General features: G+C 65.7%; 20 protein-coding genes and 1 pseudogene. 12 read left to right on the forward strand and 9 right to left on the reverse strand.

Annotated features, from left to right (window positions below; translation table 11 throughout):
• Positions 1 to 236: 236 nt before the first annotated feature.
• Positions 237 to 992, reverse strand: a complete 756-nt coding sequence (locus AR540_RS13145) for a spermidine synthase (protein WP_442963781.1) — start codon at positions 990 to 992, stop codon at positions 237 to 239.
• A 107-nt stretch (positions 993 to 1,099) separates the two neighbouring features.
• On the opposite strand from AR540_RS13145, the gene AR540_RS13150 reads away from it, so the two are divergent.
• On the forward strand, positions 1,100 to 2,446 hold the full coding sequence (locus AR540_RS13150) for a class II 3-deoxy-7-phosphoheptulonate synthase (protein ID WP_059229600.1): 1,347 nt from the start codon (positions 1,100 to 1,102) through the stop codon (positions 2,444 to 2,446).
• A 6-nt stretch (positions 2,447 to 2,452) separates the two neighbouring features.
• Here AR540_RS13150 and AR540_RS13155 read toward each other — a convergent pair whose 3' ends face one another.
• Together AR540_RS13155 and AR540_RS13160 are read right to left on the reverse strand one after the other, a co-directional pair.
• Positions 2,453 to 3,679 carry a winged helix-turn-helix domain-containing protein gene (locus AR540_RS13155; protein WP_059229602.1) on the reverse strand — a complete coding sequence of 409 codons (1,227 nt, stop codon included), beginning with the start codon at positions 3,677 to 3,679 and terminating at the stop codon, positions 2,453 to 2,455.
• Between the two features lie 35 nt (positions 3,680 to 3,714).
• On the reverse strand, positions 3,715 to 3,966 hold the full coding sequence (locus tag AR540_RS13160; protein WP_059229604.1) for a DUF1127 domain-containing protein: 252 nt from the start codon (positions 3,964 to 3,966) through the stop codon (positions 3,715 to 3,717).
• Between the two features lie 100 nt (positions 3,967 to 4,066).
• On the opposite strand from AR540_RS13160, the gene AR540_RS13165 reads away from it, so the two are divergent.
• A complete protein-coding gene (locus AR540_RS13165; protein WP_059229606.1) occupies positions 4,067 to 4,918 on the forward strand; it encodes a LysR substrate-binding domain-containing protein in 852 nt (283 codons plus the stop codon).
• Here the strand turns inward: AR540_RS13165 and AR540_RS13170 are convergent, their stop codons facing one another.
• The 3 genes and pseudogenes from AR540_RS13170 to earP form a co-directional block, all read right to left on the reverse strand.
• Entirely contained in the window at positions 4,919 to 5,659 is a 741-nt protein-coding gene (locus AR540_RS13170) for a sulfite exporter TauE/SafE family protein (protein WP_153014243.1), read from the reverse strand.
• A gap of 332 nt (positions 5,660 to 5,991) precedes the next feature.
• Positions 5,992 to 6,558, reverse strand: coding sequence for an elongation factor P (gene efp / locus AR540_RS25740; protein ID WP_177339236.1), 567 nt, complete (start codon positions 6,556 to 6,558; stop codon positions 5,992 to 5,994).
• 48 nt (positions 6,559 to 6,606) lie between these two features.
• Positions 6,607 to 7,734: pseudogene (earP, locus tag AR540_RS25745) on the reverse strand (elongation factor P maturation arginine rhamnosyltransferase EarP); the annotation flags it as partial.
• A 138-nt stretch (positions 7,735 to 7,872) separates the two neighbouring features.
• On the opposite strand from earP, the gene AR540_RS13180 reads away from it, so the two are divergent.
• Entirely contained in the window at positions 7,873 to 8,565 is a 693-nt protein-coding gene (locus AR540_RS13180; RefSeq protein WP_059229608.1) for an endonuclease, read from the forward strand.
• A 5-nt stretch (positions 8,566 to 8,570) separates the two neighbouring features.
• On the opposite strand, the gene AR540_RS13185 is transcribed toward AR540_RS13180, so the two are convergent.
• The 3 genes from AR540_RS13185 to AR540_RS13195 form a co-directional block, all read right to left on the reverse strand.
• On the reverse strand, positions 8,571 to 9,182 hold the full coding sequence (locus AR540_RS13185; protein ID WP_177339237.1) for a tRNA-(ms[2]io[6]A)-hydroxylase: 612 nt from the start codon (positions 9,180 to 9,182) through the stop codon (positions 8,571 to 8,573).
• A gap of 73 nt (positions 9,183 to 9,255) precedes the next feature.
• The gene (locus AR540_RS13190; protein ID WP_059229613.1) at positions 9,256 to 9,732 is read right to left on the reverse strand and encodes a DUF1289 domain-containing protein; all 477 of its coding nucleotides are present in this window, start codon (positions 9,730 to 9,732) and stop codon (positions 9,256 to 9,258) included.
• A 96-nt stretch (positions 9,733 to 9,828) separates the two neighbouring features.
• Positions 9,829 to 11,274 carry an NCS1 family nucleobase:cation symporter-1 gene (locus tag AR540_RS13195; protein WP_059229615.1) on the reverse strand — a complete coding sequence of 482 codons (1,446 nt, stop codon included), beginning with the start codon at positions 11,272 to 11,274 and terminating at the stop codon, positions 9,829 to 9,831.
• A 298-nt stretch (positions 11,275 to 11,572) separates the two neighbouring features.
• On the opposite strand from AR540_RS13195, the gene AR540_RS13200 reads away from it, so the two are divergent.
• From AR540_RS13200 to kdpB, 9 genes are all read left to right on the forward strand, one after another.
• On the forward strand, positions 11,573 to 12,277 hold the full coding sequence (locus tag AR540_RS13200; protein WP_059229617.1) for a GntR family transcriptional regulator: 705 nt from the start codon (positions 11,573 to 11,575) through the stop codon (positions 12,275 to 12,277).
• Between the two features lie 8 nt (positions 12,278 to 12,285).
• Positions 12,286 to 13,017, forward strand: a complete 732-nt coding sequence (locus AR540_RS13205) for an aspartate/glutamate racemase family protein (protein ID WP_059229618.1) — start codon at positions 12,286 to 12,288, stop codon at positions 13,015 to 13,017.
• A gap of 642 nt (positions 13,018 to 13,659) precedes the next feature.
• Complete coding sequence (acnB, locus tag AR540_RS13210) at positions 13,660 to 16,260, forward strand: bifunctional aconitate hydratase 2/2-methylisocitrate dehydratase (protein ID WP_059229619.1); 2,601 nt, start codon at positions 13,660 to 13,662, stop codon at positions 16,258 to 16,260.
• Between the two features lie 249 nt (positions 16,261 to 16,509).
• The gene (locus AR540_RS13215) at positions 16,510 to 16,722 is read left to right on the forward strand and encodes a hypothetical protein (protein WP_059229620.1); all 213 of its coding nucleotides are present in this window, start codon (positions 16,510 to 16,512) and stop codon (positions 16,720 to 16,722) included.
• Between the two features lie 135 nt (positions 16,723 to 16,857).
• Positions 16,858 to 17,859 carry an endo-1,4-beta-xylanase gene (locus AR540_RS13220; protein WP_059229621.1) on the forward strand — a complete coding sequence of 334 codons (1,002 nt, stop codon included), beginning with the start codon at positions 16,858 to 16,860 and terminating at the stop codon, positions 17,857 to 17,859.
• Positions 17,860 to 18,239: 380 nt separating this feature from the next.
• Positions 18,240 to 18,458, forward strand: a complete 219-nt coding sequence (locus tag AR540_RS13225) for a hypothetical protein (RefSeq protein WP_059229622.1) — start codon at positions 18,240 to 18,242, stop codon at positions 18,456 to 18,458.
• A gap of 157 nt (positions 18,459 to 18,615) precedes the next feature.
• Positions 18,616 to 18,705, forward strand: a complete 90-nt coding sequence (gene kdpF / locus AR540_RS24415; protein WP_065242538.1) for a K(+)-transporting ATPase subunit F — start codon at positions 18,616 to 18,618, stop codon at positions 18,703 to 18,705.
• A gap of 9 nt (positions 18,706 to 18,714) precedes the next feature.
• Positions 18,715 to 20,412, forward strand: coding sequence for a potassium-transporting ATPase subunit KdpA (gene kdpA / locus AR540_RS13230; RefSeq protein ID WP_059229623.1), 1,698 nt, complete (start codon positions 18,715 to 18,717; stop codon positions 20,410 to 20,412).
• A gap of 1 nt (position 20,413) precedes the next feature.
• On the forward strand, positions 20,414 to 22,444 hold the full coding sequence (gene kdpB, locus AR540_RS13235) for a potassium-transporting ATPase subunit KdpB (protein WP_059229624.1): 2,031 nt from the start codon (positions 20,414 to 20,416) through the stop codon (positions 22,442 to 22,444).
• Positions 22,445 to 22,454 lie beyond the last annotated feature (10 nt).

Consider the following 22,454-nt stretch of genomic DNA (forward strand, 5'->3'; position numbering starts at 1 on the left):
TGCGCTTATCCGAATGACCGAAGTCGCCCAGGCAGCCAAGGTGTGAGCTTTTTGCGAAATAGCGGATGAAAAAGGGGTGAAGCGTCTAGGATTGTTCGCCGTCGGGCGAACGCACACCGGTGTGACCATGGCGGCGGACCGGGAAAATGCAGTTCCTGAACGGAAGGTCAAAAAGACCGGGGCGAATCATACCCGACCCCTGGACATTTCTCCAGAGGACGTTAGCCGATATCCGATCAGGTCGCCGCACGCAGGCCGTCCAGATAAGGCTCGAGATCGAAGCCCGCCTGCGGCGTCAGGTCGCGCACCCGCGCCCGCACCCCAGCCTCGTCCAGCTCCTGTTCCAGACTGGCCGGCACCAGCAGAATGACGTTACCTTCGACCACCGGACATTCCCAGTAGTGGTGGCGGAACAGTCCGCGCAGCAAGGGCGCCCCCAGGGGCTTGCCGTCATTGGTGCTCCACTGATTGATCACCAGCCAGCCGCCGGACTGGAGCTTGGCCTGGCAGTTTTCCAGGAAACGCCAGGCCAGGTGGGCACTCGAGGGGCCCACGTCGGTATAGAGGTCGACGAAGACCAGATCCGCCGGGGCTGCCGCCTCTAGCAACTCCATGGCATCGCCGATACGGATGTCGAGCCGCGGATCGTCGCCCAGCCCCAGGTGCTCCCGCGCCAGGCGCGGAACCTCCGGGCGGAGTTCCAGGGCCTCCACCGCTTCCAGCGGCAACCACTTGAGGCAGGCCTGGGTCAGGGTACCGGCGCCCAAGCCGAGGAACAGCGCCCGCCGCGGCGCGGGATGGCAGAGTGCCCCCAGCAGCATGGCGCGGTTATAGTCGTATTCCAGCCAGGCCGGGTCCCGGGTGAAGACGCAGCTCTGCTCCACCTCCTCGCCGAACTCCAGGAAGCGATAGGGGCCGACCTCGACCACCCGGATTCGCCCATGGGCATCGACGACCTCCTCCAGCAAGACTTCCGTAGCCGCCATCACCACCCTCCTCTATTGACCACCATGGTAGCCGCCATGGCCATAGTCTATCGAGCGCTACCGGCTCCTTCGGTTATCATGACCGGCTTCGTCGATCCCTTGCAGAGAGAGCCATGTCCGCGCCCTGGAGCCCTACCAGCTGGAGAGGCCTGCCCATCCAGCAACAGCCCGAATACCCCGATCAAGCCCGCCTCGCCGAGGTGGAGCGCACCCTGGCCGGCTATCCGCCGCTGGTGTTCGCCGGTGAAGCCCGCGAATTGCGCCGGCAGTTCGCCGAAGTCACCCAGGGTCGGGCCTTCCTGTTGCAGGGTGGTGATTGCGCGGAAAGCTTCTTCGAATTCTCCGCCGGCAAGATTCGCGACACCTTCAAGGTGCTGCTGCAGATGGCCGTGGTCATGACCTTCGCTGCCGGCTGCCCGGTGGTCAAGGTCGGGCGCATGGCCGGCCAGTTCGCCAAGCCGCGCTCGTCGGGCGAGGAAGCCCAGGACGGCGTCTCCCTGCCGGCCTACCGCGGCGACATCGTCAACGGCATCGACTTCACCGAAGGCAGCCGCATCCCCGATCCGCAGCGCCTGATCCAGGCCTACAACCAGTCCACCGCGACGCTCAACCTACTGCGCGCCTTCGCCCAGGGCGGCTTCGCCGACCTGCACCAGGTACATCGCTGGAACCTGGACTTCATCGCCAACTCCGCGCTGGCCGACCGCTATCACCAGTTGGCGGACCGCATCGACGAGACCCTGGCGTTCATGCGCGCCTGCGGCCTGGACACCGCGCCCCAGGTCAAGGAAACCAACTTCTTCACCGCCCATGAGGCGCTGCTGCTCAACTACGAGGAAGCCTTCGTCCGCCGCGACAGCCTGACCGGCGACTGGTACGACTGCTCCGCGCACATGCTCTGGATCGGCGACCGCACGCGCCAGCCGGACGGTGCCCACGTGGAATTCCTGCGCGGGGTCAACAACCCGATCGGCGTCAAGGTCGGTCCCTCCACCACCAGCGAAGACCTGATCCGCCTGCTCGATACCCTGAACCCAGAGAACGACCCGGGTCGCCTGAACCTGATCGTGCGCATGGGCGTCGGCAAGGTCGGCGATCACCTGCCGCGGCTGATCCAGGCCGTGGAACGCGAAGGCCGCCAGGTGCTGTGGAGCTCAGACCCCATGCACGGCAATACCATCAAGGCCTCCAGCGGCTACAAGACCCGGGATTTCGCCAGCGTGCTGGGCGAGGTCAAGGAGTTCTTCGGCGTGCACAAGGCGGAAGGCACCTACGCCGGTGGCATCCACATCGAGATGACCGGCCAGAACGTCACCGAATGCATCGGCGGCGCCCGCCCGGTTACCGAAGATGCCCTCTCCGACCGCTACCACACCCATTGCGACCCACGCCTGAACGCCGACCAGTCCCTTGAGCTGGCCTTCATGATCGCCGAGACGCTCAAGGGCATCCGCCGCTGAGTAGCTTTAGGTGGTCGCCGTGCGCGGCGACCACCTAACGGGCGCCAGCGCCTCTTGCAGAACGCTGGCCGGCCCGTGCAATTGCACCTCGGCAAGCCCCAGCCAGTCGGCCAGCTCGCGCAACTGCCCGGCCAAGGCCTCCCGCCCCTCCTCGTCCAGCCCCGCCGGCTCCAGATGCACGGCATGCACCGCCAACCGCGACTGCGCCCGCTCGGCGCGCAGGTCGACCCGTGCCGCCAAGCGCTCCCGATAGAGAAAGGGCAGCACGTAGTAGCCGTAGACCCGCTTGGGCGCTGGTGTGTAGAGCTCGAGCCGGTAGCGGAAGTCGAACAGTTGTTCGGTGCGTCCGCGCTGCCAGACCAGGGAGTCGAAAGGCGACAACAGCGCCACCGCGCGCACCGGTCGCCCTGGATTCGGGGTGTCCGCGACGTAGGCGAGCTTGGACCAGCCCTGCACCTGGATCGGCTGCAGACTGCCCTCCTCGCGCAATTCGGCGATGCCTTGGCGGGCTTCGGCGGGACTGAGACGAAAATAGTCGCGCAACTGAATCTCGGTCGCCACGCCCAACGCCCGCGCACTGCGCAGCAGCAGTGCCCGCCGCGCCGCGGCCGGTGTCGGCACCGGGGCCGCCAGGATGGTCGCTGGCAGGACTCGCTCAGGCAGATCGTAGAGTCGTTCGAAACCGCGGCGACCGGCCACCGTGACCTCACCCGCGGCGAACAGCCATTCCAGTGCCAGCTTGGTCGGACTCCAGTCCCACCAGGGCCCGGCCTTGTCGGCGCGCTTCGCCAGGCTGCCGGCGCCCAATGGGCCGCGCTGCACCACGGCCTCGAGCGTCTGGGCCACCACCTGGGGCTGCTCGACCGCGAAGCGGGCCAACTGCCGATAGATCCCTACGCCCTGCCGCGCCAGCTCCCGGCGCCAGCGCAATTCGGTCCAGACCTCCGCAGGCACCAGCGAAGCCTCATGGGCCCAGCATTCATAGAGCTGGCGTGAGCGACCCTGGCCCCAGGCCAGGGCGTCGAAGTCGCTGAACTCATAGCGTCCCAGCCGACTGAACAGCGGCAAATAGTGGGAGCGCACCAGGGCATTGACCGAGTCGATTTGCAGTACGCCCAGGCGCGCGGCCTGACGATACAGAGCGGCCACGCCCGCGCCGCCCTTGGCTGGGCTACCGAAGCCCTGAGCGCGCAAGGCCAGACGCCGGGCCTCACGCAGGGAAAGGCTGTCCATCCGCACTCCCGATAGAAAGAAGGTGAGCCCTCACCCTAGCAGGATCGGCGGCCACCCTCATCGAGCGGCTGCTGCCAGAACGGCTTGTCGGCCTCTTGCCAGGCATCGGCACGACTCAAGCCAAGGTCGCTCAGGGCGGTGTCATCCAAACGGTACAGAGCACGGCGCTGGCGAGAGACTTCCAGCACTTGCTGTAGCCAGACAAATGCCTGATGCAAACGACCGAGGGCACCCGACGACGCTGCCAGGCAGACGGAGGAAACACGATGAGATGCGAGCTGAGCCATGACACTCTCCTTCATTGAGGGCTATGGCTCCAGTCTCCGATTCGGCTTAACATCAATCCAACGAATCTTTCTTATGCAACACATTCACCCGGATGATGAGATGAACTATCCCAGCATAGACTCGGATCTGCTGCGCACCTTCGTTGCCATCGCGGAACATGGCGGCTTCACCCGGGCAGCGGAAATCGTCAGCCGCACCCAGTCGGCGGTCAGCATGCAGATGCGCAAACTGGAAGAGGACGTGCTGCAGCGACGGCTGTTCGAGCGGGATGGGCGCCAGGTGCGGCTGACCGCGGAAGGCCAGATCCTGCTGGGTTATGCACGGCGCATCCTCAAGCTGCACGGTGAGGTGATGACCACCCTGCGGGAGCCGCACATGGTGGGGACGGTGCGTATCGGCACGCCCGACGATTACGTCATGAGGTTCATTCCGGGCATCCTGGCGGGCTTTGCCAAGGCCTATCCGCTGGTGCAGGTGGACGTGCATTGCGAGCCCAGCGCCGGCCTGTTGCAACGTCAGGATCTGGATCTGACCATCGTCACCCGCGAGCCGGGCAACGAGATCGGCCTGCCACTGCGACGGGAACGCTTCGTCTGGGCGGAAGCACCTGGCTTCGACGTCCACCAGCGCGATCCGCTGCCGCTGGCGATGTTCAACACCTCGTGCTTCCTCAGCGACTGGGCGCGCCGCGCGCTGGACAATCGCGGGCGCGGCTATCGCCTGGCCTACAGCAGCCCGAGCCTGGCCGCCCTGCTCGGCATCGTCAACGCAGGTCTGGCAGTCACGGCCCAGCTGGAAAGCCTGCTACCGAACGAATTGCGGCGGCTGGGGGAAGCGGACGGCATGCCCGACCTGCCTTCCTGCTCCATCGAACTCCTGCGCAGTCCGCGCAGCGCCTCGCCGATCATCGACACCCTCGCCGAGCACATCGCCGAAGGTTTCCGTCAGTAGTCAACGCAAGGCCAAGAGCACCGCACAGAGCAGCAGGAAGCCGCAGAACAGCAGGCGTAGCAGCCGCTCGGGCAGTTGGTGCGCCAACTTCACCCCCCAGCTCACGCTGAGCAGGCCGCCCAGGGCGAGCGGAATACCCACACTCCAGTCGACCTCGCCGTGCCAGGCGTAGCTGGCCAGGGTGACGCCGGTGGTGGGCAGCGCCATGGCCAGGGACATGCCCTGGGCCGCGACCTGGCTCAGCCCCATCACGCCCGCCAGGATCGGCGTGGCGATCACCGCCCCGCCCACGCCGAACAGGCCGCCGACCAGCCCGGCCACCAGCCCCAGCACGCCGAGACCCAGACGACTGGGGGTGGTGAGCGGTGGTTGTCCACGGCGATAGAGTTGCCAGAGGTTGTAGAGCACCAGCAGCAGCAGGAAGCCGACGAAGCCATGGCGCATCGAGTGCGCATCCAGGGATACCGCCAGAGCGGTCCCTGCCAGCGCCGAGAGCATGCCGGCGGCGGCCAGCAGGCTGGCACGTTGCCAATCGATGCGATTGCGCTGGTTGTACTTGTAGACCGACAGCAGCACATTGGGCACCACCATCACCAGGGCGGTGCCCTGGGCCAGTTGCTGGTCGAGGCCGAACAGCAGCGCCAGCACGGGAATGGCGATCAAGCCGCCACCGATGCCGAACAGGCCACCCACCACACCCAGCACCGCCCCGAGGACGACATCCATCAACAGCGTAAACAGCGATTCCACGGCGGCACTATCCAGAAGCGAAGGGAATGCGGAACAGCAGTCGGGGCCGGCAGGCACCCAGACAGCAAAAAGCCCGGCGAGCCGGGCTTTTCATCGAGACGCCTGGATTAGAGCCTGTTCAGAGTCTCGCGAGCTAGAGCCAAACAAGGCGCAACGACCAACGGGAGTAACAGCCAACGGCTGGCCCGTAGGGTGAGCGCCAGCGAATCAAATGGCTGAGGAAGCGGAGTTTACGAGTAGTAAATGAGCATTCCGACCGGGCTGGCGACCCAGACCATTTTCAACGCCGTTTGGCCGACGCGCAGCAGACTTTGGATAGTTTCTTAGACCTTGGCGCGCGACTTGTACTCGTTGGTACGGGTGTCGATCTCGATGTGGTCACCGATATCGCAGAACTCGGACACCTTCAGCTCGTAGCCGTTGTTCAGGCGAGCGGTCTTCATGACCTTGCCCGAGGTATCGCCGCGGACGGCCGGCTCGGTGTAGGAGATCTGGCGCACGATGGTGGTCGGCAGCTCGATGGAGATGACGCGATCGTTGTAGAACACCGCTTCGCAGACGTCGGTCATGCCGTCTTCGATGAAGGCGATGGCCTCGCCCAGGTCGTCCTTCTCGACTTCGTACTGGTTGTAGTCGGCGTCGACGAAGACGTACAGCGGATCGGCGAAGTAGGAATAGGTGACTTCCTTGCGATCCAGAATGACCGGCTCGAGCTTGTCATCGGCGCGGAAGACGGTTTCGGTCGCGCTGCCGGAGAGCAGGCTCTTCAGCTTCATCTTGACCACTGCAGCGTTACGGCCGGACTTGTTGTATTCAGCTTTCTGGATGACCCAGGGAGCGTTGTCGATCATGGCCACTTGGCCGGCACGGAACTCTTGTGCGGTTTTCATGCGGTTATCCGTATGGATGGAAGAACGGGATTTCGAGGCGCCATATGATAGCCAATCTGTATGGAAAAGCACCAGGCTGCTGGCAAGATCGCTATGAGAAGCCATCCGCTCGCTCCAATCGCTCGCCAGTATCCGCCAGTCCGCGACCTGAACGTCGAGTGCCGACCACGCCGCAGCGAGATCGCCGCGACCGTTCCAGGCCAGCCAGAAGCCGCTGATAGCCTTGGCCAGCATGGGCGCCGCCGTCTCGACGTAGCGCGCGAGAAAGGCTTCGAGCTTGGCGAAATGGGCGTCTTCTTCCTGGGGATAGATGTGCCAGACGAACGGGCGGGCGGCCCATTGCGCGCGGACGAAGGAGTCCTCGCCACGAATGGCGTTGAAGTCGCAACACCAGAGCAGACGGTCGTACTCCTGCTGGGAGACGAAAGGCAGCACCTGGACCCGCAGGGCACCGCGGCGATGGCTGTCGCCGGCCTTGAGCCAGTCCACTCCCAGCCAGGCGGCGACGTTGGCCAGTACCCGCCCCTCCGGTACCAGCAGACAGGTGGGCTTGGCACTCGCGCCGAGGGCATCCAACCAGTCGATCAAGGCTGGGTTCTCGTAGGCGAACAGCGAGAACAGGCGCTCGTCAGGCAGCCGCTGAAGACCCAGCCCGGCGAGAAAATCGATGCGCGCCTGGGCAGTCGCACGGAATTCGTCCCGCTGGGCGAGCAGACCCCGCTCCCGCAGCAGTCCTCCCACCCTGGGCGTGAAGCCGGGAAAGAAGAAATACTTGTTCAACCCGGTGGGCTGTAGCGAAGGCAGGGCATGGCAGCCTTCGATCCACTCCTCTGCGCTCAGGTACTCCAGGTTGAGCCAGAGCGGCCGCACGGGGCGTCGCGCCATGGCCGCGACGAAGTCTTCCGGCACCTGGCAGGCGAAGGCTTCCACCACCACGTCGCCCGGCTCAGCCTCGATCCCGCCAGAGCGCCAGAGCCGTACCTCGACGCCACGATGCCATTGCTGCTCGGCGGCGCCATCCACTCCCGGCTGGATACGTGCCAAGGGATAGAGGTCGTCGATCCACAGGCGCACCTGCTGCCCATGCTCGGCAACCAACTGATGGGCCAGCCGCCAGGTGATACCCGCGTCGCCATAGTTGTCCACCACCGTGCAGAAGATGTCCCAGGCTGCCATGCCTTACCTCTAAGTCATTGATATGGAATCTGTTCCGCACCCACAGCGGCATCAGGGCGCGACGGATTCCGGTGAACCCGGTCACACCGCGACCCGGTACGGGTCGGTAGTATCCGCGCTTTTTCGGACGGATTCTCCATGTCGTTGCGCCCTGCCCTGCTGCTCAGCCTGACCCTGGCGTCCCTCAGCGCCCTGGCCACGCCTCAACCGCCCCGCACCTTCAGCGAAGCCAAGCAGGTCGCGGCCAAGGTCTATGCCCAGCAGGGGGTGGACTTCTATTGCGGTTGCCACTACAGCGGCAAGACCGTGGATCTCAGGAGCTGCGGCTACGTCCCGCGCAAGAGCGCCCAGCGCGCCAGTCGCATCGAATGGGAACACATCGTCCCCGCCTGGGTGATCGGCCACCAGCGCCAGTGCTGGCAGAAAGGCGGCCGCAAGAACTGCACCGCCCACGACCCGGTGTACCAGAAGGCCGAAGCCGATCTCTTCAACCTGGTGCCGGTGGTCGGCGAAGTGAATGGCGATCGCAGCAACTTCGCCTTCGGCTGGCTGCCGCAGAAGCCGACCCAGTACGGTGCCTGCCAGATGGTAGTCGACTTCAAGGCCAAGACCGCCATGCCGCGCCCGGAAATCCGCGGCATGGTGGCGCGCACCTACTTCTATATGAGCGACCGCTACGGCCTGCGCCTTTCGAAGCAGGATCGCCAGCTCTACACCGCCTGGACCAGGCAATATCCGCCGGAAGCCTGGGAGCGCCAGCGCAACCAGCGGCTGGCCTGCATCATGGGCCGCGGCAATCCCTACGTCGGCGAAACCAAGGCCTGCAAGTAAGGGGTTCAGGTCGCGGAAGGGATACCGCTATGGAATCTCATCTCACGGTCGCCGGAGGTGATCAGTTCCGCCTCCAGGGCCCGTACCTCGGCGATCTTGGCGTCCACGTCGTCCCGCTCGCCGTAAAGGTAGGCGAGCTTGAGATAATCCTGGAAGTGGCGCGCCTCGGAGGCCAGCAGGCCGCTGTAGAACTTGCCCAACTCTTCGTCCAGATGAGGCGCCACGGCGCCGAAGCGCTCGCAGGAGCGGCATTCGATGAAGGCGCCGATCACCAGGCTGTCGGTCAGCTTCAGCGGCTCGTGGTTGCGGCAGAGCTTGCGCAAGGCGCCGGCATAGCGCGCCGAACTGACATTGCGGTGCTCGATGCCCCGGCGCTTCATGATCTGCAGCACCTGTTCGAAATGCCGCAGCTCCTCGCGGGCGATGCGCGACATCTTCCAGGACAGCTCGGCGCGATTGGAATAGGTGAATAGATAGTGGAAGGCGGCCCCGGCGGCCTTCTTCTCGTTGTTGGCGTGGTCCTGCAGCAACGTCGGCAGATCCTGCAGCGCCGCCTCCACCCAGGCCTCCGGCGTGCGGCAGCCGAGGAAGTCGTGCATCTCGGGCAAGGACATCAGCGTAATCCCGTGCAAAAGCCGCGCATTATAGAGAAAGGCACGCGCCTGGGCAGCGCCACCTGCCTGTTGGCGCTCAGACGCGGCTGTCGACGCCTTCGAGCAGGAAGCGCGGGGCGATGTAGCGGTCGTAATGGGCCTCGGAGAGCAGGAAGAATTCCCGGTCGATGGCATCGCGCAACTCGGCCAGGGGGCGTTCGCGAAACTCCGGCATCAAGCGCAGGCCGTAGGCGTCCAGTTGCTGGATATGGCGCGCACCGCGGGCCAGCAACTGATAGGCCCAGCAATATTCCGACTGATCCGGCCGGAAGCGGATGCTGCGTTGCTGCAGCTGCCGGCGCAGCAGCTCGGCATCGAAGACGTCGACCTTGGCCGACACCACTTGCACCAGCAGGAGCTCCAGGCGCGCCCAGACGGCCAGACGCTCCTCTTCGCTATAGAGATTCCAGTTCACCACCTCGTGGTGGAATCTCTTGCAGCCACGGCAGACGTGATCGCCGAACATCGTCGAGCACAGGCCGACGCAGGGCGTCTTGATGACAGGAGCGGACATGGGTGAAGCGCCTTGGAGCAAAACGCCTAGTCTAGCCCGAAACGCCAGCGGCCGGAGCAGGTAGCCCGCTCCGGCCGCTGGGGATCGGCGAATCCCTCACACGGCGGTGGCGCCACCGGCCGGCAGCGGACTGGTGCTGCGGCGGCTCAGGGCATAGAAGAACAAGCCGCCGAGGAAGCAGCCGGTGAACCAGGCGAAGTTGGCGATCGGCTTGAACCAGGGCACGAAGGTGAAGCACAGCCCGATCAGCGCCGCGGCGACCAGCGCCTGGACCGCTACCCAGTTGACGCCGCCGCTGTACCAGTAGGCACCGCTGGGGGTGTCGTCGAACAGGGCGTCGACATCGATCCGGCCCTTGCGCAGCAGGTAGTAGTCCACCAGCAGGATGCCGAACAGCGGACCGATGCAGGCCGCCAGCACGTCCAGGGTGTAGTGGATCACCTCGGGGTTGTTGAACAGGTTCCAGGGGGTGATGAAGATCGAGGCCACCGCGGCGATCATGCCGCCGGCGCGCCAGCTGATCTTGCTCGGCGCCACGTTGGCGAAGTCGAAGGCCGGCGAGACGAAGTTGGCGACGATGTTGATGCCGATGGTGGCGGTGACGAAGGTGAAGGCGCCCAGCAGCACCGCGGTGGTGTTGTCGATGCGCGCCACGGTGGCGATGGGGTCGTGGATCATCTCGCCGAACACCGGCAGGGTACCGGAGACGATCACCACGGTGACCAGGGAGAAGGCCAGGAAGTTGATCGGCAAGCCCCAGAAGTTGCCACGCCGGACGTCCTGCATGGAGCGGCAGTAGCGGCTGAAGTCACCGAAATTGAGCGTGGGACCGGAGAAATAGGACACCACCAGGGCGATGGCCATGATCACCTGGCCGAAAGCGGCCCAACCGCTCAGCTGCTTTTCCGCCAGGGTGAAGCTGATGTTGCTCCAGCCGGCGCGCCAGACGATCCAGGCGGCGAGCACGAACATCACCACATAGACGGCAGGGCCAGCCCAGTCGATGAAACGGCGAATGGATTCCATGCCAGCCCAGAACACGCAGGCCTGCAGTACCCAGAGGGTGAGGAAACCCATCCAGCCGAGATAGGAGAGTCCCAGGAAGTGGGTGTCGCCATAGACGGCCAGGGCCGGGAAGAACCTGAGCACCACGATGACCAGGGCACTGGACGCGAGGTAGGTCTGGATACCGTACCAGGCCACGGCGATCAGACCGCGGATCACCGCCGGAATGTTCGCGCCGAAGACACCGAACGCCAGCCGGCAGATCACCGGATAGGGCACGGCCGCCTGCTGACTGGGGCGGGCGACCAGATTGGCGATCACCTGGATGATGCAGATACCCACCAGCAGGGCGATCAGCACCTGCCAGCTGGCCAGGCCCAGGGCGAACAGGCTGGCGGCGAAGACGTAGCCACCGACGCTGTGCACGTCGCTCATCCAGAAGGCGAAGATGTTGTACCAGCTCCATTTCTGCGCTACCGGGCCGAGGTCTTCGTTGTACAGACGTGGGCTGTAGCCCGGGGGAATCTGCTGGGTCATGGATCGCCGCCTACGTGGTGGGCAGGCACCTGCATACGGCGCCCGCTTTATTTTGTATACAATCCACAAGGCAGAGACCGTGCCAGCTTGGGCTGAAACTGGCTAACTGGCTGGGCGGACACGGAAAATCCGCCAAAGAACGCTCTAGCCCGCTGCTGAAAGGCGGGCTTCTATCGCACTCAACTGGGGCATTCGGTACCAGCAGAGCGCTACCTTGGCGCACAACCGCTTGCACTATTCTTCATCGTCGTTGACTCAAATCCTGTATACAATTCAGGTAAATCGCTGGAGCATGCCCATGAGTGCAGTACCCTCGCCACTCGCCGTTGCCGCCTCTCCGCGGGATGAGCGGATCTACCAGGACATCCTCGAGGCCATCGTCGAACATCGCCTGACGCCCGGCACTCGGCTGCCGGAAGACACCCTGGCGGAGACCTTCGGCATCAGCCGCACCGGCATACGCAAGGTGCTCCAGCGCCTGGCCCTGGAACGCCTGGTTACCCTGCGCGCCAACCGCGGCGCCCAGGTGGCCCAGCCCAGCGCCAAGGAGGCCCAGGACATCCTCGCCGCGCGCCAGTTGATCGAGCCGGCGCTGATGCCCCTGGTCGCGGCCCGCGTCGACGCCGCTCAGTTGGCGCCGCTGCGGCAGCTCTGCGTGGAGGAACACGAGGCGCAGCACAGCGGGCGCCACAGCCTGGCGATCCAGCTGTCCGCCCGCTTCCATGTCGAACTGGCGGCACTGGCCGATAACCAGGTGCTCACCGAACAGGTGGCCCAACTCGCCAGTCGCTCATCGCTGCTCATCGCCATCTATGGCTCACGCCACAGCCTGGGCTGCGATTGTGGCCAGCATGGCGATCTGCTGGATCTGCTCGCGCGGGGCGATGGCGTCGCCGCCAGCGACTGGATGGCGCAGCACCTGCGGCTGATCCGCGAATCCCTTCATATCGACCGGCCCGCCGCGGCCGAGCCGGACTTCCGTAGCATCTTCAAACGCAGTTGAGGCACCTCATGCAGATCCAGGTCATCAACCCCAATACCAGTGCCGCCATGACCGCCAAGATCGGTCGTGCCGCCCAGGCGGTGGCCCGTCCGGGCACGTCCATCCTGGCGAGCAACCCCGACGCCGGCCCCGTCTCCATCGAGAGTCATTACGACGAGGCGGTGGCCGCGGTCGGGGTGATCGAGGAAATGCGCAAGGGCGTCGAGGCGGGTTGCGCAGCCCATGTCATCGCCTGCTTCGGCGATCCGGGCCTGCTCGCTGCCCGGGAAATGGCCAAGGGGCCGGTGCTGGGCATCGCCGAGGCCGGCTTCCACCTGGCCAGCCTGCTGGCCACCCGCTTCGCCGTGGTGACCACCCTCACCCGCACCCGCATCATCGCCGAGCACCTGCTGCAGCGTTACGGCTTCGCCGAGCTGTGCACCTCGGTACGCTGCATCGACCTGCCGGTGCTGGCCCTGGAAGCCGCCGACGACAGCCTGATCGAACTCATCGCTGCCGAAGGTCGTCGGGCGCGTGATGAAGAAGGCGCCGGCGCCATCGTGCTCGGCTGCGGCGGCATGGCCGATCTGCGCGAGGCCCTGAGCGTGGCCATCGGCATCCCGGTGATCGAAGGCGTCAGCGCCGCGGTCAAGCTGGCCGAATCCCTGGTCGACCTGGGCCTGGGCACCAGCAAGCATGGCGACCTCGCCTATCCCATCGGCAAGCCCTTCACCGGCCGTTTCGCCCATCTCGGCCGCTAGCACGTCGAGCGCGCCTGGGCAGCGGCCGCTACTGAACAGTCCCGGAATGCGGCCAAGGTCTGAGAGCCTGTTCAAAACCTGCTGCGCGTCGGCCAAATGGCGTTGGAAATGGCTGGAAGGCCACCCCCATCTGGGCGGCCCCGTCGCCATGCTCATTGACCACTCGTAAACCCGAGCGCGGGTCCGATCCGCTTCCTCAGCCCCTTGATTCGCTGGCGCTCACCCTACGGGCCAGCCGTTGGCCGTTACTCCCGCTGGTCGTTGCGCCTCGTTTGGCTCTGGCTCGCGGGATTATGGACAGGCACTAAAGCCGCACCTCGGGGATGCGACAACGCCGCGCTTAACTTCGCCAGAAGGTTGGCGTAGAATTAGGCAGCCTTATAGGCGCAATGTCCGATACGAAGCTGTTTTCAAAGCGTCACGAGCAAAGTATCCGGTGCCCGGCCAGCGGCGGCCTCATCAACCGCCCAGCTGTCCGGTCAGCTTCCCAGCAACCGGCGTAAAACTTTGAAAACAGCTTCTAGCGGAGTCCGTCCGGAGCGTTACCGGCCCTGCCTGCAGCCTGGCTGTCGCGGCCGTCCAGACTGATTTCGGGGCACCAGCCCCCGGACGCCATATTGGACCACTGATGAGGGTCAACCTGTGCTTGAAGCCTATCGTAAACACGTAGAAGAGCGTGCCGCCCAGGGCATCGTGCCCCAGCCGCTGAACGCCGAGCAAACGGCCGGTCTGGTCGAACTGCTGAAGAATCCCCCCGCCGGCGAAGAAGAATTCCTCGTCGATCTCATCACCAATCGCGTGCCGCCGGGCGTCGACGAAGCCGCCTACGTCAAGGCCGGTTTCCTCTCCGCCATCGCCAAGGGCGAAGCCCAGTCCCCGCTGATCTCCAAGCAGCGCGCCACCGAGCTGCTGGGCACCATGCAGGGCGGCTACAACATCGCCACCCTGGTCGAGCTGCTGGACGACGCCGAGCTGGGCGCCGTGGCCGCCGAGCAACTCAAGCACACCCTGCTGATGTTCGACGCCTTCCACGACGTGGCCGAGAAAGCCAAGGCAGGCAATGCCCACGCCAAGGCCGTGATGCAGTCCTGGGCCGAGGGCGAGTGGTACAAGAAGCGTCCGGAAATCGCCGAGAAGTACACCCTGACCGTGTTCAAGGTGCCTGGCGAGACCAACACCGACGACCTCTCCCCCGCTCCCGACGCCTGGTCGCGCCCGGACATCCCGCTGCACGCCCTGGCCATGCTGAAGATGGCCCGCGACGGCATAGTCCCCGAGCAGCAAGGCAGCATCGGTCCGCTGAAGCAGATCGAAGAAGTCCGTGCCAAGGGTTTCCCGGTCGCCTACGTCGGTGACGTGGTCGGTACCGGTTCGTCCCGTAAGTCCGCCACCAACTCGGTGCTGTGGTTCTTCGGCGACGACATCCCCTATGTGCCCAACAAGCGCGCTGGCGGTTTCTGCTTCGGCTCCAAGATCGCCCCGATCTTCTACAACACCATGGAAGACGCCGGCGCCCTGCCGATCGAATTCGACGTGTCCGCCCTGGAAATGGGTGACGTCATCGACGTCTATCCCAAGGCCGGCAAGGTCACCCGCCATGGCAGCGACGAGGTGGTCGCCACCTTCGAACTCAAGACCCCCGTGCTGCTGGACGAAGTCCGCGCCGGCGGCCGGATCCCGCTGATCGTCGGCCGCGGCCTGACCGAGAAGGCGCGTGCCGAACTGGGCATGGGCCCGTCCGACCTGTTCAACAAGCCGGACCAGCCGGCCGAGAGCAGCAAGGGCTACACCCTGGCACAGAAGATGGTCGGCAAGGCCTGTGGCGTCGAGGGCGTACGTCCCGGCACCTACTGCGAGCCGAAGATGACCACCGTCGGTTCCCAGGACACCACCGGCCCGATGACCCGCGACGAGCTGAAGGACCTGGCTTGCCTGGGCTTCTCCGCCGACCTGGTGATGCAGTCCTTCTGCCACACCGCGGCCTATCCCAAGCCCATCGACGTCAAGACCCACCACACCCTGCCGGATTTCATCCGCACCCGTGGCGGCGTCTCCCTGCGTCCGGGTGACGGCATCATCCACAGCTGGCTGAACCGCATGCTGCTGCCCGACACCGTCGGCACCGGTGGCGATTCCCACACCCGTTTCCCCATCGGCATCTCCTTCCCGGCCGGTTCCGGCCTGGTCGCCTTCGCCGCTGCCACCGGCGTCATGCCGCTGGACATGCCGGAGTCGGTGCTGGTGCGCTTCAAGGGCAAGATGCAGCCGGGGATCACCCTGCGTGACCTGGTACACGCCATCCCCTACTACGCCATCCAGAAGGGTCTGCTGACCGTCGAGAAGAAGGGCAAGAAGAATATCTTCTCCGGCCGCATCCTCGAGATCGAAGGCCTGGAAGACCTGACCGTGGAGCAGGCGTTCGAGCTGTCCGATGCCTCCGCCGAGCGATCCGCCGCCGGTTGCACCATCAAGCTGTCGCCCGAGTCGATCACCGAGTACCTGCAGTCCAACATCACCCTGCTGCGCTGGATGATCGAGGAAGGCTACGGTGATCCTCGTACCCTGGAGCGCCGTGCGCGCGCCATGGAAGCCTGGATCGCCGATCCGCAACTGCTGGCCGCCGATGCCGACGCCGAATACAGCGAAGTCATCGAGATCGACCTGGCCGAAGTCACCGAGCCGGTCCTGTGCGCCCCGAACGATCCGGACGACGCGCGCCTACTGTCCCAGGTGGCCGGCGACAAGATCGACGAGGTGTTCATCGGTTCCTGCATGACCAACATCGGTCACTTCCGCGCTGCCGGCAAGCTGCTGGACAAGGTCAAGGGCTCGATTCCGACCCGCCTGTGGCTGTCGCCGCCGACCAAGATGGACCAGCACCAGCTGACCGAGGAAGGCTACTACGGCATCTACGGCAAGGCCGGCGCGCGCATGGAAATGCCGGGCTGCTCGCTGTGCATGGGTAACCAGGCACGCGTGGCCGCCAACGCCACCGTGGTCTCCACCTCCACCCGTAACTTCCCCAACCGCCTGGGCGACGGTGCCAACGTCTACCTGGCCTCGGCGGAACTGGCGGCGGTCGCCTCGATCCTGGGCAAGCTGCCCACCGTCGAGGAGTACATGGAATACGCGAAGAGCATCGACAGCATGGCGGCGGACGTCTACCGCTACCTGAGCTTCGACCAGATCGCCGAATTCCGTGAAAGCGCCGAAAAGGCCCGTATCGCCGCCGTCGAAGTCTGACGTTAGCGTTAGGTGCTGAAAAACCGCCCTTCGGGGCGGTTTTTTTATGTCCGCTCCCAGTAGTGTGGACAACGCGCAGCTTGTCCACGTGGAAGGCCGGGCGGGAGGCCATTGGTAGCGGTCCGTGGAAAAGGCTGCGCCGTTTTCCACATTACGCCTCGTTCGCTGGCGTGAGAGGCACGCGCCTTAAGCACCAGTTAACCCAGACGCCTTTACCCTCGGCCCTCCATCACCATCGAGGTACCCGCCATGAAAGGTCTTGCTGCCATCACCCTGACCGCCCTGCTGCTCGCCGTCAGCCAGACGAGTCTAGCAGCGGGTTGCATCAAGGGCGCCGTGGCAGGCGGCGTGGCCGGGCATATCGCCGGACACCATGCCATCGCGGGTGCGGTAGCCGGTTGCGCAATCGGCCACCACCTGGCCACCAAGGCCAAGGAAGAACAGCAGCATCCTCACTCCTGAGGATGCTGCGCACGGCCGTACCGCTAATTCCCACGCCCCTTCCGGAGCATCACGCAGATGCCACGCTCACTCGTCGCAATGCTGTTGTCTCTCGGTCTTTGCAGTGCCACTGCGGCTGCCTGGGCCGCGGAACCGATGGCGCCGACCGCTACCCGCTCCCTAGCCGCGGCCTATGCGCCGCGCCTGAAGATAGGCGCCGCCATCGAGCCCGACCAGTTGCAGGGGCCAGATGGCGCCCTGCTGACGCAACAGTTCAGCAGCGTCGTGGCGGAGAACGCCATGAAACCCGCGCGCATCCATCCGCAGGAGGATAGCTACGTCTTCGCCCCCGCGGATGCCATCGTCGCTTTCGCCCAGCGCCATGGACTGGCGATTCGCGGCCATACCCTGCTCTGGGGCAGCCATACGCCGGACTGGTTCTGGCAAGGGGATGGCGGCCAGCCGGCCTCGCGCGAGCGGGTGCTGCAGCGGCTGCGTCAGCACATTGCCACCGTGGTGGGGCGTTACCGTGGCCGGGTCTATGCCTGGGATGTGGTCAACGAGGCCATCGATCCCAACCAACCCAGCTGCCTGCGTCACGACCGCTGGCTGCAGGTAGTCGGCCCGGACTACCTCGCCGAGGCCTTTCGCGCCGCCCATGCCGCCGATCCCCAGGCGCGGCTGTTCATCAACGATTTCAACACCCAGGAGCCCGCCAAGCGCGATTGCCTGGCACGAGTGGTCAAGAACCTGTTGGCCGAAGGCGTTCCGGTGCAGGGTATCGGCCACCAGACCCATATCAGCATCTACTGGCCGTCGCTGGCGGCCATCGACCAGTCGCTCACCACCTTCGCGCGCCTGGGGCTGGAAAACCAGATCACCGAACTGGACATGAGTCTCTATCAACACCACGACTATCACCCCGCGCTGAGCGTGGCGCAGCGTCTGGACCTGCAGGCCGTACGCTATCGTGACCTGCTGGCCATGGTCCTGGCCCATCCCGAGGTGACCGCCGTGACCTGGTGGGGCGTGGCGGACGACCACAGCTATCTGAACAACCCGCCGGGCGTGCCGGGGGACGACCAGCCCTTGCTGTTCGACCGCCAGCAGCGGCCGAAACCGGCCTACTGGGCAGTGCTGCACCTGCGGGCGCGTTAGCAGAGCGCGGTAGCCTGTGACGCCCATGGCCGCGATACCACAGACCGTAGTGTGGAAAACGGCGCAGCCTTTTCCACGGGGAGTTCGCCGCGAGGGGCTCCCTCACCCCAGCCCTCTTCCAGAAGGAGAGGGGCGCTTCGATCGGATGTTCGTCTCCGGTGGCTCAGGCGATAAGACAGTTGCTCCTACAGCCGTGTCCAAATCCATGGCCGCGACACCACAGCCACACCCGACCCGTAGGAGCGGCCCATGGCCGCGATTCGCTTCTCCCGCTGATTAGTCCCACTCGGCAAGCAAATGCGTAGAACCGGAGAACTGGCGAGCCACAGGGGGGTCAATTGTTACAGGACATTACTTCGCACCCACGAGAGGTCGCTACCATGAAGCTCCTGCCTGCCCTTGCCATCTCCGCCCTGCTGCTGGGCGCCAGTCAAGCCACCTTCGCCGCCGGCTGCGTCAAGGGCGCCGTGGTCGGTGGGGCCGCTGGCCATGTCGCCGGTGGTCACGGCGTGGCCGGCGCCGCTGCCGGTTGCGCCATCGGTCACCACGAGGCCAACAAGAAGGCCAAGCAGGAACAGCAAAACGCACCTCAGCAATGACCGCCAGGCCCCGCCATCCCTGGCTGACGGGGCCGATTTAACGCTTTCTTTACGCCCCTTCTCCTAAGCGCGCCTCGCTTCTTTACAGCCCTCCTCACGACAATTCCTCCACGCGGCAATCGCCGTTCGAGGAGCCCTACTTCGTGGAGAGCGCGCAATGAATCCCTGGAATATCCTGGCCCTGCTGCTGGCAGTCGGCCTGTTCGTCTATCTGCTGGCGGCGCTGTTGCGCGCCGGCCGGTCCTAGGGAGGCGGCATGGACAGCCAAGCCGCGTTCCTGATCCTGGCCTTCCTGGCCCTGACCTTTCTTCCCGCGCCCTTCCTGGGGCGCTACTTCTACCGCGCGCTGGAAGGCGAGCGGACCTGGCTGACCTTTGTCGGCAGGCCCCTGGAGCGCCTGACCCTCAAGCTGGTGGGCACCGATGGCCGCGGCCAGGACTGGCGCACCTATGCCATTGCCCTGGTCCTGTTCAATGGGCTGGGCATCGGGCTGCTGTTCGCCATCCTCGTGCTGCAGAGCAGTCTGCCGTTGAACCCGCAGCACCTGCCCGGCCTGGAGTGGACCCTGGCGCTGAACACCGCCATCAGCTTCGTCACCAATACCAACTGGCAGGCCTACAGCGGCGAAGCCTCGCTGAGCTACTTCAGCCAGATGGTCGGCCTGGGCGTGCAGAACTTCGTCAGCGCCGCCGTGGGCGTGGCCATCCTGGCCGCCCTGGCCCGCGGCATCGCCCGGCGCAGTGCGAAGGAGATCGGCAACTTCTGGGTCGATCTGTTCCGTGCGACCTTCTATGTGCTGCTGCCACTGTGTATCCCCCTGGCGCTGCTGCTGATCTGGCAGGGCGTGCCCCAGACCTTCGCCGCCTACGTCGACGCCACCACCGTGCAGGGCGCCACTCAGACACTGCCCCTGGGCCCGGCGGCCAGCCAGATCGCCATCAAGCAACTCGGCACCAACGGCGGCGGTTTCTTCGGGGTCAACTCGGCGCATCCCTTCGAGAACCCCACGGCGCTGAGCGATCTGCTGGAGCTGGCCGCCATCCTCATGATCCCGGCCGCGCTGGTGTTCAGCTTCGGCCACTACGTGAAGGATCGTCGGCAAAGCTGGGCCATCTTCGCCGCCATGTTCGGCCTGCTGGTGCTCGGCGCCGTGGTCGCCATCGGCGCCCAGGACCAGGCCAACCCGACGTTGGCCAGCCTGCCGATCACCCAGGGCGCCTCCCTGGAAGGCCTGGAGACCCGCTTCGGCGCCACGGCTTCGGCGCTCTGGGCGACCGTCACCACCGCGGCCTCCAACGGCTCGGTGAACGCCATGCACGACAGCCTGGCGCCGCTCACCGGGCTGATCGCCCTGTTCAACATGATGCTCGGCGAGGTGATCTTCGGCGGTGTCGGCGCCGGTCTCTACAGCATGCTGCTGAACGTGCTGATCGCCGTGTTCATCGCCGGATTGATGGTCGGCCGGACCCCGGAGTACCTGGGCAAGAAGCTGGAGGCCCCCGAGGTGCGCCTGCTGGTGGCCACCCTGCTGGTGATGCCGCTGGGCGTACTGGTGCTGGGGGCCATCGCCGCCAGCGTGCCGGCGGGCGTGGCGGGCATCGCGGCCAGCGGCCCCCATGGCTTCAGCCAGCTGCTCTATGCCTACACCTCGGCCACGGCCAACAACGGCTCGGCCTTCGGCGGCTTCAGCGCCAACACGCCCTTCCACAACCTGATGCTGAGCCTGGCACTGCTGCTCGGTCGCTTCGGCTACATCCTGCCGATCCTGGCCATCGCCGGCAGCCTGGCCGCCAAGCGCGCCGTCCCGGTCGGCCCCAATAGCTTCCCGACCCATGGCCCGCTGTTCGTCACCCTGCTGGTCGTCACCATCCTGCTGGTAGGCGGCCTGACCTTCCTGCCGACGCTCGCCCTGGGGCCGATCGCCGACCACCTGCAACTGTTCGGAGTCCGCTGAAATGGATGCCCAGACCTACCCCCTGCCCACCCCTACCGCTGGCACCCTGTGGCGCCAGGCGCTGCGGCAGGCCTTCGTCAAGCTCGACCCGCGCCAGCAGATTCGCTCGCCGGTGATGTTCGTGGTGGAGATCACCGCGCTGTTCTCCACCCTGCTGTGCCTGGCGCCCAACAACGGCGTGAGCACCGGGGTGGCGGTGCAGATCACCCTCTGGCTGTGGTTCACCCTGCTCTTCGCCAACTTCGCCGAAGCCCTCGCCGAAGGCCGTGGCAAGGCTCGCGCCGACAGCCTCAAGGGCATCGCCCAGAACCTCGCCGCGCGGCTGGAGAACAGTGGCGAATACCGGATGGTGCCGGCCAGTTCCCTGCGCAAGGGCCAGGTGGTGCGCGTCGAAGCCGGCGAGCTGATTCCCGGTGACGGCGAGATCATCGAGGGCGTGGCGGCGGTCAACGAGGCGGCCATCACCGGGGAATCGGCGCCGGTGATCCGCGAATCCGGCGGCGATCGCTCGGCGGTGACTGGCAACACCCGGGTGGTGTCGGACTGGATCCGGGTGCGCATCACCGCCAACCCGGGCGAGTCGACCCTGGACCGCATGATCGCCCTGGTGGAAGGCGCCAAGCGGCAGAAGCCCCCCAACGAGGTCGCCCTGGACATCCTGCTGATCGGCCTGACGCTGATCTTCCTGCTGGTGGTGGTGACCCTGCAGCCCTTCGCCGCCCTGGCCGGTGGCCAGTTACCGCTGCTGTTCCTGGTGGCCCTGCTGGTGACCCTGATCCCCACCACCATCGGCGGCCTGCTCTCAGCCATCGGCATCGCCGGCATGGATCGCCTGGTACGACTCAACGTGATCGCCACCTCGGGCCGCGCCGTGGAAGCCGCCGGGGACGTCCACACCCTGCTGCTGGACAAGACCGGCACCATCACCTTCGGTAATCGCCGCTGCAGCGCCCTGTATGCGGCCCAGGGCATCACCCCCAAGGCCCTGGCCGAGGGCGCCCTCTACGCCTCCCTGGCCGACGAGACCCCGGAAGGCCGCTCGGTGGTCGAATACCTGCGCAACCTGCATCCACTGGAGGAGCCGCCGCGCGCCCAGGTCGCGCCCATCCCCTTCAGCGCCGAGACGCGGCTATCGGGTATCGACTGGCAGGGCCGCGAGTATCGCAAGGGTGCCGTGGACGCCGTGCTGAACTTCCTCGGCCAGACCCGCGCCGACCTGCCCGAGGTGCTCGCCCGGGAAATCGAGACCATCGCCAAGAGTGGCGGCACCCCGCTGCTGGTCTGTGGGGAGGGCCGCCTGCTTGGCGCCATCCACCTCAAGGACGTGGTCAAGCCCGGTATTCGTGAGCGCTTCGCCGAACTGCGCACCCTCGGCATCCGCACCGTGATGGTGACCGGCGACAATCCCCTGACCGCCACCGCCATCGCCGCCGAGGCCGGGGTGGACGACGTCATCGCCGAGGCTACCCCGGAAAAGAAGCTGGAGCGCATCCGCAGCGAACAGGCCGAGGGCAAGCTGGTGGCCATGTGCGGCGACGGCGCCAACGACGCCCCCGCGCTGGCCCAGGCCGACGTGGGCATGGCCATGAATGACGGCACCCAGGCCGCCCGCGAGGCCGCCAACCTGGTGGACCTGGATTCCGACCCCACCAAGCTCTTGGACGTGGTACAGGTGGGCAAGGAGCTGCTGGTGACCCGTGGTGCCCTGACCACCTTCTCGGTGGCCAACGACGTCGCCAAGTACTTCGCCATCCTGCCGGCGCTGTTCGCCGGCATCTATCCGCAGCTGAACGTGCTCAACGTGATGCACCTGGCCAGTCCGCAGAGCGCCATCCTCTCGGCCATCGTCTTCAACGCCCTGATCATCGTCGCGCTGATTCCCCTGGCGCTGCGCGGGGTGCGGGTCAAGGCCGCCAGCGCCGCCGCCCTGCTGCGCCGCAACCTGCTGATCTATGGCCTGGGCGGCATCGCCGTGCCCTTCGTCGGCATCAAAGCTATCGACCTGGCGCTCGGCGCCCTGGGTCTGGTCTGAGGAGACCGCC

This window comes from Pseudomonas sp. EpS/L25 (assembly GCF_001512295.1).
Lineage (GTDB): Bacteria > Pseudomonadota > Gammaproteobacteria > Pseudomonadales > Pseudomonadaceae > Chryseomonas.